The organism is Larsenimonas rhizosphaerae (genome assembly GCF_026240105.1).
Classification (GTDB): domain Bacteria; phylum Pseudomonadota; class Gammaproteobacteria; order Pseudomonadales; family Halomonadaceae; genus Larsenimonas; species Larsenimonas rhizosphaerae.
The window spans coordinates 109,933-121,937 of the sequence record NZ_JAPIVE010000005.1 but is presented as its reverse complement, the minus strand read 5'-3'; the positions used below and the strand labels follow the sequence as shown (position 1 = coordinate 121,937).

Sequence of the window (12,005 nt, the reverse complement as noted above, 5' to 3'; positions counted from 1 at the left end):
ACTCGGAAGTGAAACAGCTTAGCGCCGATGGTAGTGTGGAGCTTCTCCATGCGAGAGTAGGTCATCGTCAGGCATCTATACCAAAGCCCCCGGTCATACGACCAGGGGCTTTTTTTTATGGCTAAAAAAACAGCAGCGTCGACCACCGGGCTGTGTAAAAAAATCGTGCAGGAAAGTGATGCCGCCCCGGATAATCCCTGCTTCCTGCTTCCTGCTTCCTGCTTCCTGCTTCCTGCTTCCTGCTTCCTGCTTCCTGCTTCCTGCTTCCTGCTTCCTGCTTCCTGCTTCCTGCTTCCTGCTTCCTGCTTCCTGCTTCCTGTCTCGCACGTGGGTGAGGGAAATGCTGGAATAGAAAGAAGTGAAGCAGGTTGCGTTATACGTGACCGTATATTTAGCCATTGCCCTCTATTCGATTGGATCCATGTGATGCGCTCATAATAAAGCCGGGTCATGCAGTTGGCATGACCCGGCTTTATTCAATATGCCGGAATCTGGAAGGGCGAAAGTTATCGCGTCGCAGTAGAGGTGGATGAGGGGGAGTCGGTTCCGGCCTCAAAGGCCGCGCGTTCAACCTTGAGGTACGCTGTCTTCTCTTCGGTAACCACAAATGCCTCCACTACACCGGGCATGGACAAGAGTTGCTGCCTTGTTGCTTCGGGTGCTGCGGCTTCCGTATCGGAAAGGGCGCGGATCTCACTGGAGAGGTGGCGGGGCGCTGGCATCTTCCAGATAGCTATCAGCCATATGGCTGCGGCCAGGCTACAGAAAAGGAAGACGGCATCACTGCCAAAATAACTGGCAACCAGGCCGCCGCCCATTCCCCCGGCTGAGGCACCAAGAAACTGGCTGGTTGAGTAAAGGCCCATAGCCGTTCCCTTGGCGCCCGCAGGTGCGATTTTACTGATCATGGAGGGGAGTGTGGCCTCCATTAGATTAAACGCGATAAAAAAGAGCCATAGCAGCGCAAGAAGCCACCAGCTATGGTTCGGCAGTTCAGCCATGATGAGAAGTACCGCCACAAGACTAATGACAGTGCCAATGAATATCGGCCGCATCTTCTGGTATTTCTCGGCGATAATGATCAATGGCACCATGGCCACAAACGCAGAAGCCATGACGGGTAGATAGACCATGCCATGATCAGCCGGAGCAATGCCGAGAGCCTTCAGCTTCAAGGGAACGGCTACAAAGCAGGCCGTCAGAATCAGGTGCAATGAAAAAATGGAATAATCAAGGCGCAGTAGATTGATGTCACTGACCACCTTTTTGATTTGCTGGCCATTGAGGCCTACATCATGATGCGCGCGCGGCGGAGCTGACGGGACAAGTTTCCAGAGTACGACCAGACTGGCTGTGGCCAGACATGCCGTTATCCAGAAAATTCCGGATAATCCTGAGAACCGTGCCACCAGGGGGCCTGCAGCCATGGCAATGGCAAAGGCTATACCGATGCTCATGCCAATGGTCGCCATGGCAGTAGTCCGGACCTCTTCGCGCGTGTGATCAGCAAGTAGCGCCATGATGGCGCCCGCTACAGCGCCGCTTCCCTGTAATGCGCGCCCTGCGATAACGCCTTCGATCGAGCTTGAACAGGCTGCAACAACACTGCCGACAATGAATAGTAAGAGGCCTGAGGCAATGATGATCTTGCGGCCAAATCGATCTGACAGCATACCGAATGGAATTTGCAGGCATGCCTGGGTCAATCCATAAATTCCCAGGGCAAGGCCAATCAGGGCCGGGGTGGCATGACTGAGGTCATGGCTGTAAAGCGACAGGACGGGAAGGATCATGAACAGGCCGAGCATCCGCACGGCGTAAAGTGACGATAATCCCGAGATAGCCCTTATTTCGCTGGGCAGTAATGCAGCTTTTTTCATGGATCACTTCAGGGTGATGGTAGTGAGTAATACAGTAATGGCAGCAGCCTGGGGGTGATAGGGTCGGACATCAAAGTGTGTCATAATGTCGCGCCGCCAAGGGCGGGAAGGTCGTAAACTACTGTTTTTCGGCCTTTGCCAGGTAGAAGAAGCCATTATATATCGCTTCTTACGCTTGTAGGAAGAAAGGCCCTGCCTATAATATGGCACGGAACTAGGGTTGGGACTCTAAATCCTGTTGTTTGTTCCTTGAAGGGCAAAAAACGTCGGCAAGAAAGATCTCATGCCGGCGCTGATACTGTTCTTGCAAGGGCCAATCCCGGGTTATGGCCTTTCAGGCGTAACAGGATAAGCGCAGCGATGTACCAGCCGTTTATCCTGGGTGTGCATGTTTAACTGCAATAACGGTTATTTCGTAAAGCGGCCCTTTCCTGATGCAGGTATGCGTTTTGAATCGTCGCCAACGATATTCCGGGTGCGAAAGTCATGTACGGCATCCTTATAAAAGTAACAGCCTGGCCTGCCTTTATAATGTGGCAGGCGCTTTCGGTTCGCTGTCTACTGCTATTTGGGCGCGTAGGGGCAGGGGGAGGTAACCTCTGTAAAAGGCATGAGGTCTCAGTGAAAGTGAGTTGATCGTGCAGGCCGTTCAAGAGAGTGTGAGATGAGAAAATCGAGCTACCCTGACTTTTTTAAAAAGTTGGCCCTGTTAGCAGGCACGGCCGCGCTGTTGAGCGGGTGTGACTCGGCCATCCTTGATCCCAAGGGGCCAATAGGTGTCGAACAAAGAAACCTTATTGTCATAGCTGTATTGCTGATGCTGATAGTGGTTATCCCCGCTATCGTGATGACAGTTCTTTTTGCGTGGAAGTATCGTGCCTCCAACAAGGATGCTACGTATTCCCCCAACTGGTCTCATTCGAACAAGATCGAGGCGGTGGTCTGGGGCATTCCGTGCGTCATTATCCTTGTGCTGGCAACGATCACATGGAAGACCTCGCACTCTCTGGACCCGTTCAAGGCACTGGAAGGCTACGATGAGGAGCCGTTGACCATTGAAGTGGTGGCTCTGGACTGGAAGTGGCTCTTCATTTATCCGGAACAGCAGATTGCTACTGTCAACGAGGTTGCCTTCCCGGCCAATGTCCCTATCGAGTTTCAGGTTACCTCCGACACGGTCATGAACTCGTTCTTCATTCCGCATCTGGGATCGCAGATCTATGCCATGGCCGGTATGCAGACCGAGGTCAACCTGCTGGCCAGCGAGCCGGGTGATTACCCCGGGATCTCGGCACAGTACAGCGGCTCCGGTTTTTCCGGCATGAAATTCAATGCCCGGGCGCTCGATTCCCGAGAGCAGTTCCAGGCATGGGTCAATCAGGTTCAGCAATCGCCGAAGCAGCTGAATCAATCCGCTTACGACAAACTGGCCAAACCTAGCGAGGATGCACCCGTAGAGTACTATTCAACCGTTATTCCCAATCTGTTTACCAGCATCATCCATAAATACATGGGTGGGGCGATGCAGGCTGGCAGCGGTCACGAAGGTATGCAACATCACGGTGCCGAGGAGTGAACATGTTCGGAAAACTGACGCTTGAAGCGATCCCCTATCATGAGCCCATCATCATGGGCGCCATGGGGTTTATCGTGCTTGGTGGTCTTGCCCTGGTGGCAGCCATTACCTATTTTCGAAAGTGGGGTTACCTGTGGCATGAGTGGCTGACGTCTGTCGACCACAAGCGCCTGGGCGTGATGTACATCATTGTTGCCATGGTCATGCTGCTGCGTGGCTTCTCCGATGCGATCATGATGCGTACCCAGCAGGCGATCGCAACGGGTGGTGCCGAAGGGTATCTGCCGCCACACCATTACGATCAGATCTTCACTGCTCACGGCGTCATCATGATCTTCTTCATGGCCATGCCGTTCATGATTGGTCTGATGAACATCGTGGTGCCTCTTCAGATCGGTGCGCGCGATGTCGCGTTTCCGTTCCTGAACTCCCTTAGCTTCTGGCTGTTCTTTGCAGGGGTCGTGCTTGTCAACCTGTCTCTGGGTGTGGGCGAGTTCGCGAAAACCGGCTGGCTGGCCTATCCGCCACTTTCCGGCATCAAGTTCAGTCCGGGCGTCGGGGTTGATTACTATATCTGGAGTCTGCAGATATCAGGTATCGGTACCCTGCTGACAGGCGTTAACTTCTTCATCACCATCCTCAAGATGCGTGCGCCCGGCATGTCATTGATGAAAATGCCGATCTTCACCTGGACGGCACTCATCACCAACATCCTGATCATGGCTGCCTTCCCGATCCTGACCGCTACACTGGGTCTGCTGACGCTTGACCGTTATCTTGGTATGCACTTCTTTACCAATGATCTCGGCGGCAACATGATGATGTACGTCAACCTGATCTGGGCATGGGGTCACCCCGAGGTTTATATCCTTGTCCTGCCGGCCTTCGGTATTTTCTCCGAAGTGACAGCAACGTTCAGCAGCAAGCGTCTTTTCGGTTATACCTCCATGGTATACGCCACAGCAGCGATCGGTTTCCTGTCCTTCATTGTGTGGTTGCACCACTTCTTCACCATGGGCGCCGGCGGTAACGTCAACGCGTTCTTCGGAATCGCGACAATGGTTATCTCGATCCCGACTGGCGTGAAGATCTTCAACTGGCTGTTCACGATGTATCAGGGGCGTGTCAGATTCACCACGCCAATCCTCTGGACGCTGGGCTTTTTGGTGACCTTTACCATCGGTGGCATGACAGGGGTGCTGCTGGCTGTACCGGGCGCTGACTTTGTCCTGCACAACAGCCTGTTCCTGATTGCTCACTTTCATAACGTTATTATCGGTGGCGTGGTCTTTGGTTATATTGCCGGCTTTGTCTACTGGTTCCCGAAAGCCTTTGGCTTCACGCTCAATGAGCGTATCGGCAAGTATTCCTTCTGGTGCTGGCTCGTCGGGTTCTATCTGGCCTTCATGCCGCTTTATGTTCTGGGCTTCATGGGTATGACTCGCCGTCTGAACCACTATGACAACCCGGAATGGCAGGCGTACCTGATCGTTGCAGCAATCGGTGCCGTGGTTATTGCCTTTGGTATTTTCTTCCAGCTGCTGCAGATCGTTGTCAGTATCAGGCAGCGCGACAAGAATCGTGATGTCACGGGCGATCCGTGGGGTGGCCGTACGCTTGAATGGTCCACTTCTTCACCCCCCCCGTTCTATAACTTCGCGCATACGCCTGTTATCAAGGAACGCGACGCTTTCTGGGACATGAAGGAAAACAAGGATGCCTACAGCAAGCCGAAGGGTTTCCAGAAAATACATATGCCCAAGAATACCGCTGCCGGCCTGATTATCAGCGCTTTCAGCCTGGTGATGGGGTTTGCATTGATCTGGCATATCTGGTGGTTGGCTATTGTTGGACTCGCGGGCGGTCTGGTGGCTGTACTTGCTCGCATGTTCAATGAAGATATTGATTACTACGTGCCGGCTGAAGAAGTAGAGCGTATCGAGTCCGAGCATCTCAAAAACATGGCAAATCAGGCGTGAACTATGTCGACTGAAGCTTTGAATCAACATGACGCTCATGCCTCCGGGCATGAGCACGAGCACCACGATGCATCAGATGCCAAGGTTCTGGGTTTCTGGGTCTATCTAATGACCGACTGCATCCTGTTTGCCACTGTTTTTGCTACCTTTGCAGTGCTGGCAAACAGCTATGCAGGTGGCCCGACGGGCGCAGATATCTTCGAGCTGCCATTTGTGCTGGTCGAAACCATGATTCTTCTGGTAAGTAGTTTTACCTTTGGCATGGCATCCATTGCCTCCCACAAGGGTGACTCTGCACCAGTGCTGCGCTGGCTGGCTATTACAGCCCTGCTGGGCCTTTCTTTCATTATCATGGAAATCTATGAGTTTCATCATCTGATTGTTGAAGGGTATGGACCGGATCGCAGTGCCTTCCTGTCGGCCTTCTTTACTCTGGTGGGTACCCATGGACTTCACGTGACCTGTGGTTTGATCTGGCTCGTGGTCATGATGGTGCAAATCAAGAAAAATGGCCTGAATACTGCCAACAACACTCGGATGATGAATCTGAGTCTGTTCTGGCACTTCCTGGATATTATCTGGATTTTTGTATTCACCGTTGTCTATCTGCTGGGGACGTTGTAATGGCACATTCAGAGCATACAACACATGGTGGCGCCAGCCATGGGACGGTCAAGTCCTACATCGTCGGGTTTGTGCTGTCAGTCATCCTGACAGTCATTCCCTTCTGGATGGTGATGAGTGGTTCGTTCTCAAAGGCCACTACAGCAATCAGTATCTTTGTGCTGGCCTTCATTCAATTGTTTGTGCACCTGGTTTACTTCCTGCACATGAATCGTTCTTCGGAACAGCAATGGAATGTAATGGCGTTCATCTACACACTTATCATGGTTGTCATTCTGGTCATCGGGTCGCTCTGGATCATGTTGAACCTTAATTTCAACATGATGGTGCGCTGAGAAGCCTTTGACTGAATGTTTAAAAACTATGTTCAGATAACGAAGCCGGGCATTATCTTTGGCAATTTGATATCTGTAACAGGGGGCTTTTTCCTGGCTTCTCAAGGAAGCCCGGATTGGCCCCTTTTTATCGCGACCCTGTTGGGCGTATCACTGGTGATCGCTTCGGGTTGCGTTATCAACAACTATGTTGATAGAGATATTGATTGTCGGATGGAGCGTACGGAAAAGCGGGTCCTTGTTCAGGGGCTCATTTCCCCGCAGATATGTCTTCCCTATGCCGCTGGCCTTGGGTTGGCGGGAGTATGGTTGCTGTGGGCATTTGCCAACGCTGTAGCCGTCATATTCGCCTTCCTTGGATTCTTCGTTTACGTCGTTCTTTATACGCTGTGGCTCAAGCGTGGCTCCGTGCACGGTACGCTGGTTGGTAGTATCTCGGGGGCCTGTCCGCCGGTCATCGGATATTGCGCCGTATCGGGTCAGTTTGATGTTGCCGCTTTCTGCTTGCTGGTTATTTTCAGCCTGTGGCAGATGCCCCATTCCTATGCGATCGGCATCTTCCGGTATGATGATTACGCTTCTGCCTCCATCCCGGTGCTTCCGGTTCACGGTGGTGTTGCAAAGGCCAAGCGTCACATCACGGCTTACATTGTGGCTTTCTGGATATCCGCACTGTCCCTGACATGGTTTGGGTATACCGGCTGGCTTTATTTTATTGTCGCGTTCGTTCTTGGGGCTTACTGGCTTTACCTGGCGGTATGCCCCAAAGCCGCAACAAATGATAAACAGTGGGCAAAACGACTGTTTTTCTTTTCCATTATTATTGTGATGGTGCTGAGCCTGGCCATGGGGGTCGACTATACGTCGCACTGATGCCTGCATGAGCCTGCATGGATGACCCGGATACTGATTGTATTCGGGTTTTTTTATACCTCCAGTATGAAAGTGGTTGTCAGGCGGCAAAAGAAGTCTTACTTTATATAAGGTTATTGTGTGAAGTGATAATCACAGTGCCTGGTTTTTGTTACCAGGTCTTTGTGAAAGAAGATGGAAGACGCTTACGGTGTCTTCCAGAACGACTCGTTGTTATGTGTCATGATGACGCACTTGTTTTCCTTTGCCCTTCGCTTGGCCTATGTTCTCTCCTGACCGTACTAACACCCTGCGGGGGAGAGATGACTTATGCTTGGATTGGAGGCTCTGGACCTGGCGCGATTTCAATTCGCGTTCACGGTCTCTTTTCATATTATATTCCCGGCATTTTCCATCGGTCTGGCCAGTTATTTGATGGTACTGGAAGGCTTGTGGCTGAAAACCGGTAAAGAGGTTTACCACAATCTTTATCGCTTCTGGATCCGTATTTTTGCTGTGGCATTCGGGCTTGGGGTTGTCTCCGGTGTCGTCATGGCTTACGAGTTCGGTACCAACTGGAGCGGTTTTGCGGAAAAGGCCGGCGATATAACCGGAGTCCTGCTTACCTATGAAGTACTGACCGCCTTTTTCCTCGAGGCCGGCTTTTTGGGCATCATGTTGTTTGGTGAGTCCCGGGTCAGCAAGCGCCTTCATTTCTTTGCAACCTGCATGGTGGCTATCGGCACCTTGATTTCAGCGACGTGGATTCTTGCATCCAACAGCTGGATGCAGACGCCTGCAGGGTTTGAAATAATCGATGGCCGTTTCGAGCCTGTCAGCTGGCTGCAGATTATTTTCAATCCGTCCTTCCCTTATCGCTTGCTCCATATGGTGCTTGCTGCCTTTATTTCTGTCAGCTTTCTGGTTGGCGGAGTGGGTGGATATCACCTGCTGCGTGACCGGACGGATCCGGCCGCGCGCAAGATGTTTTCCATGGCCATGTGGATGGCGGTGGTTGCTTTGCCTATCCAGATCATGGTCGGGGATGCGCATGGGTTGAATACGCTTGAGCACCAACCGGCCAAGCTGGCAGCCATGGAGGGTTACTGGGGGCCACAGCCGGGTGAAACAGGGGTGCCTCTTACCCTGTTTGGTATGCCCGACATGGATTCGGCAACGACCCATTACGCCCTTGAAGTACCAAATGTGGCCAGTCTTTATCTAACGCACTCATTACACGGCGAGATTCGTGGGTTGAAGAGTTTTCCGCGTGACGAGTGGCCGGATGTTCCCCTCGTCTTCTGGTCGTTTCGAATAATGGTTGGTCTGGGAGTGGCGATGCTTGGCATGGGGGTGCTGGGCCTGTTCCTGCGTTGGCGCCACAAGTTGTATGAGAGCCGCTGGTTCCATCGTTTGACCGTCTACACGTTGCCGGCAGGCTTTATTGCACTGGTGGCCGGATGGGTTACTACGGAAGGTGGGCGTCAGCCCTGGGTCATCTATGGCCTGATGCGTACCGTGGATGCTGCATCTCCACTCCATGTAGGTAGCGTTGCTGCCAGTTTGAGCGGCTTTGTAGTGGTTTATGCGATTATCTTTGGCATTGGTGTGTATTACATCACGAAGCTGGTGCGTATGGAGCCGATGGGGGCAATCCCTGAAGGTGGTCCGGGACACGAGCGTCAGCCCAAGCGCCCATTCTCGGCGGTGGAGCATGATCTTGATGATACAGAGGAGCGCCACTCATGAGCTTTGAGTTCGACCTGCCGGTAATCTGGCTTTTTTTGATCGGCTTTGCCATCGCGATGTACGTGGTAATGGATGGTTTCAGTCTGGGTGTCGGTATTCTGTTTCCATTCGTGAAGCCTGACGATCACCGGGATGTGATGATGAATTCGGTGGCGCCGGTCTGGGATGGTAACCAGACCTGGATGATTCTTGGTGGCGCGGGGCTCTACGGAGCCTTTCCACTGGCTTATGCCGTTTATCTTCCAGCCATGTATCTGCCTTTGATATTGATGGTGCTGGCGTTGATATTTCGGGGAATTGCGTTTGAGTTTCGGTTCAAATCGACACGGTCCCGGCCGTTTTTTGACGCTGTTTTCAGCGGCGGCTCGATGATAGCCACCTTCTCCCAGGGGGTGGTGCTCGGCGGCATCATTCAGGGGGTCAATGTGGTGGATCGCCAGTATTCAGGTGGAGCATTTGACTGGCTTTCTCCCTTCTCCATGTTTACCGGTCTGGCGCTGGTGCTCGGGTACGGGCTTCTGGGCGCATCATGGTTGATCGTCAAGACGGAAGGGGGGCTGCAGCGCCGCTTCTATTATCTGGCTCGTCCTTTTGCCATCCTGCTGGCCGTTGCCATGGCAGTGGTGTCCATATGGACCCCATTGGCCAACTCACGGATATTTGATATCTGGTTTACGATGCCCAACATGCTGTGGCTTGCCGTAATGCCGATTCTGTTTCTGCTGCTGGTGTACAGCATCATCAAGGGAATCATCGAGCGTCATGAGCGGCTCATATTCGTCAAGAGTATTGCCTTGTTCGTACTGGGGCTTGTTGGTCTGGTCATTAGTTTCTTCCCGTTGATCATTCCGCCTTCAATTACGGTATGGGAGGCGGCATCTTCATCCAAGAGTCAGAGCTTTTTGATCGTGGGTTACTGTGTGCTGATTCCCGTGATCATGGCGTATACCTTTTACAGCTATAGGGTCTTTCGCGGAAAGGTACGTATTGGTGAGGGCTACCATCATTGATGGTTTCAGGTGGTGATAATAAAGGGGCGCAATCAGCGCCCCTTTTTTTGTTTTCGCCATTTAGCATGGCTTTTGGCTAGAATGGCGGTTTTACCGAAACAGGTTTGGCCCAATGACCACGCGTGAACTGCTTCGTCTGTTGTGCGATGGGCAATACCACTCCGGAGAAGAGCTGGGAGAGCGCTTCGGTGTGTCGCGTACAGCTATCTGGAAACATTTGAAAAAGCTGGAGCAGCAAGGCATTCCTCTGGAGGCCGTTCGTGGGCGGGGGTATCGCGTATCCAGCAGTGCCAGCCCCCTCGAGGGTGCTGCGATCGTCAACGAGCTGGATCGAGACGCCAGGCGCCTATTGTCCCGTTTGTTTGTGGAAGAATCGATTCCGTCGACCAATGCGCTGTTGCTTGATCGTTTTACCCAGGGTGCCGGGCATGCAGAGGTGGCGCTGGCTGAAGTGCAGACTGCTGGCCGAGGCCGGCGGGGAAGGGCATGGAGCAGTCGCTGGGGGCAGGGTATTTATTTATCACTGGGCTGGCGGTTTAGTTGTGGTGTGGCTTCGCTTGAAGGATTAAGCCTTGCCATCGGTGTGGCCATTGCCGAGGTGTTGAGAGAGATTGGTGTGCCGGCCGAGCTCAAATGGCCCAACGATATTCTGATCAGCTGCCAGGGAGAGTATCGCAAGCTGGGGGGTATTCTGGTCGAAATACGGGGGGATGTTGAAGGGCCCTGTGATGTGGTGGCTGGGATAGGGCTAAATATGGACAAGCCTGATCTGTCCACGATCGAGTCCGTGCAGCCGGTAGCCGGGATCAGGCAATACAATGAGGCGCTGGGTCGTAATGTGCTCGTGGCTGCTCTGTTGAATCGACTTCTGGTCATGATGCCCTTGTTTGCCCAGGAAGGCTTTGCTGCATGGCAGCCGCGCTGGAATGAGTGGCACGCGTTCGCAGGTCGGCGCGTGACCATTCATCAGGGGGAGCATCAACGTCAGGGAGTGGCGGGAAGTGTGGATGGGTCCGGCCGGCTGGAGGTGGCCGTCGAGGGTCAGTCCGAGTGGCTTATGGGAGGGGAGATCAGCGTGCGAGATACGCCATGATTCTTGATCTGGATATTGGTAATACGCTGTCAAAGTGGCGCCTGAAGGATCCCCTGTCCAGTGAAATTCGCTCGCGGGGTGCAGTGTGGACGCGTGATCAATGGCAGCCTGGAGCAGATATACCTGATCTTAATGTGATTGAACGCGTCAGAATATCCAGTGTGGCACACAGTGATGTTCTGCGTGAAACCGTCTCCCTGTTGCGAAGGCGAGTTCCCACCGTTCATGTGGCACGGCCTGCTGCCGAGGCAGCAGGCGTGACATGCGGCTACGATGTGCCGGCGCGGCTGGGAGTGGATCGGTGGCTGGGGGCGTTGTCCGGGTACCAGTTGACTGGCGGATGTTGTGTAGTGGATTGCGGTAGCGCGATCACGATTGATTTTGTACTTCCCGGTGGGCAGCACCTGGGAGGGTATATCATTCCTGGTCTACGGCTCATGAAAGAAAGCCTGAAGCTCGGGACGCGACATGTTCGCATTGACCCTGAGGTTGAGGTGGCACGCCTTCATGCGCCAGGCCGTAATACTACGGATGCGGTCAATCATGGCGTCTTCATGGCGGCTGTCAGTGCTATTCATCGCATTTATTGCGATGTTTGTGATGAGCAGGGGGTTGCTCTGCCATTGCTATTGACCGGAGGGGATGCGCGCGTTGTGTCGGCCGCACTGTCCGTGCCTCATGGGCTTTGGCCCGATATGGTATATGGCGGGCTGGAAGTGCTTTATCCCATGACCAGTGCCGAGCGGGCGGGTCGCATGAGTGGTGCACCGGCAGTGCCGAGCGTTCCTCCCCTTGAAAAAATTCGAGCAGGGGTTGCTTTCTCCACGCTGCTTTGACACAATTCGCCGCGTCTTGAGGTGAGCCCTTCGCGCTGTGCAAGCAGTTGATATAAAAAGGGTTGACAACG

At 53.2% G+C, this 12,005-nt stretch carries 11 protein-coding genes; 9 read left to right on the top strand and 2 right to left on the bottom strand.

The window, feature by feature from the left end:
• Window positions 1-93: 93 nt before the first annotated feature.
• Both OQ287_RS15140 and OQ287_RS15135 read right to left on the bottom strand, forming a co-directional pair.
• On the bottom strand, window positions 94-399 hold the full coding sequence (locus tag OQ287_RS15140; protein ID WP_265896966.1) for a hypothetical protein: 306 nt from the start codon (window positions 397-399) through the stop codon (window positions 94-96).
• 107 nt (window positions 400-506) lie between these two features.
• Window positions 507-1,880, bottom strand: coding sequence for an MFS transporter (locus OQ287_RS15135; protein WP_265896965.1), 1,374 nt, complete (start codon window positions 1,878-1,880; stop codon window positions 507-509).
• Window positions 1,881-2,544: 664 nt separating this feature from the next.
• On the opposite strand from OQ287_RS15135, the gene cyoA reads away from it, so the two are divergent.
• The 9 genes from cyoA (at window position 2,545) to OQ287_RS15090 (ending at window position 11,934) form a co-directional block, all read left to right on the top strand.
• On the top strand, window positions 2,545-3,456 hold the full coding sequence (cyoA, locus tag OQ287_RS15130) for a ubiquinol oxidase subunit II (protein ID WP_250939619.1): 912 nt from the start codon (window positions 2,545-2,547) through the stop codon (window positions 3,454-3,456).
• Between the two features lie 2 nt (window positions 3,457-3,458).
• A complete protein-coding gene (gene cyoB, locus OQ287_RS15125) occupies window positions 3,459-5,435 on the top strand; it encodes a cytochrome o ubiquinol oxidase subunit I (protein ID WP_250939620.1) in 1,977 nt (658 codons plus the stop codon).
• A 3-nt stretch (window positions 5,436-5,438) separates the two neighbouring features.
• A complete protein-coding gene (gene cyoC / locus OQ287_RS15120) occupies window positions 5,439-6,059 on the top strand; it encodes a cytochrome o ubiquinol oxidase subunit III (protein WP_250939622.1) in 621 nt (206 codons plus the stop codon).
• Window positions 6,059-6,394, top strand: coding sequence for a cytochrome o ubiquinol oxidase subunit IV (locus OQ287_RS15115; RefSeq protein WP_250939625.1), 336 nt, complete (start codon window positions 6,059-6,061; stop codon window positions 6,392-6,394). Before cyoC ends, OQ287_RS15115 begins: the two co-directional genes overlap by 1 nt.
• 15 nt (window positions 6,395-6,409) lie before the next feature.
• Window positions 6,410-7,267, top strand: coding sequence for a heme o synthase (cyoE, locus tag OQ287_RS15110; RefSeq protein WP_250939627.1), 858 nt, complete (start codon window positions 6,410-6,412; stop codon window positions 7,265-7,267).
• A gap of 309 nt (window positions 7,268-7,576) precedes the next feature.
• The gene (locus tag OQ287_RS15105; RefSeq protein WP_265896964.1) at window positions 7,577-8,995 is read left to right on the top strand and encodes a cytochrome ubiquinol oxidase subunit I; all 1,419 of its coding nucleotides are present in this window, start codon (window positions 7,577-7,579) and stop codon (window positions 8,993-8,995) included.
• Complete coding sequence (gene cydB / locus OQ287_RS15100) at window positions 8,992-10,005, top strand: cytochrome d ubiquinol oxidase subunit II (protein WP_250939630.1); 1,014 nt, start codon at window positions 8,992-8,994, stop codon at window positions 10,003-10,005. Before OQ287_RS15105 ends, cydB begins: the two co-directional genes overlap by 4 nt.
• 112 nt (window positions 10,006-10,117) lie before the next feature.
• The gene (locus tag OQ287_RS15095) at window positions 10,118-11,098 is read left to right on the top strand and encodes a biotin--[acetyl-CoA-carboxylase] ligase (RefSeq protein WP_250939631.1); all 981 of its coding nucleotides are present in this window, start codon (window positions 10,118-10,120) and stop codon (window positions 11,096-11,098) included.
• Window positions 11,095-11,934, top strand: coding sequence for a type III pantothenate kinase (locus OQ287_RS15090; RefSeq protein ID WP_265896963.1), 840 nt, complete (start codon window positions 11,095-11,097; stop codon window positions 11,932-11,934). Before OQ287_RS15095 ends, OQ287_RS15090 begins: the two co-directional genes overlap by 4 nt.
• Window positions 11,935-12,005: the final 71 nt, after the last annotated feature.

Coding starts and splice junctions, on each gene's coding strand:
- cyoA (WP_250939619.1), top strand. CDS start 2,545: ATGAGAAAATCGAGCTACCCTGACTTTTTTAAAAAGTTGGCCCTGTTA.
- OQ287_RS15140 (WP_265896966.1), bottom strand. CDS start 399: ATGGCTAAATATACGGTCACGTATAACGCAACCTGCTTCACTTCTTTC.
- OQ287_RS15135 (WP_265896965.1), bottom strand. CDS start 1,880: ATGAAAAAAGCTGCATTACTGCCCAGCGAAATAAGGGCTATCTCGGGA.
- OQ287_RS15095 (WP_250939631.1), top strand. CDS start 10,118: ATGACCACGCGTGAACTGCTTCGTCTGTTGTGCGATGGGCAATACCAC.
- cydB (WP_250939630.1), top strand. CDS start 8,992: ATGAGCTTTGAGTTCGACCTGCCGGTAATCTGGCTTTTTTTGATCGGC.
- OQ287_RS15090 (WP_265896963.1), top strand. CDS start 11,095: ATGATTCTTGATCTGGATATTGGTAATACGCTGTCAAAGTGGCGCCTG.
- cyoC (WP_250939622.1), top strand. CDS start 5,439: ATGTCGACTGAAGCTTTGAATCAACATGACGCTCATGCCTCCGGGCAT.
- cyoE (WP_250939627.1), top strand. CDS start 6,410: ATGTTTAAAAACTATGTTCAGATAACGAAGCCGGGCATTATCTTTGGC.
- cyoB (WP_250939620.1), top strand. CDS start 3,459: ATGTTCGGAAAACTGACGCTTGAAGCGATCCCCTATCATGAGCCCATC.
- OQ287_RS15115 (WP_250939625.1), top strand. CDS start 6,059: ATGGCACATTCAGAGCATACAACACATGGTGGCGCCAGCCATGGGACG.
- OQ287_RS15105 (WP_265896964.1), top strand. CDS start 7,577: ATGCTTGGATTGGAGGCTCTGGACCTGGCGCGATTTCAATTCGCGTTC.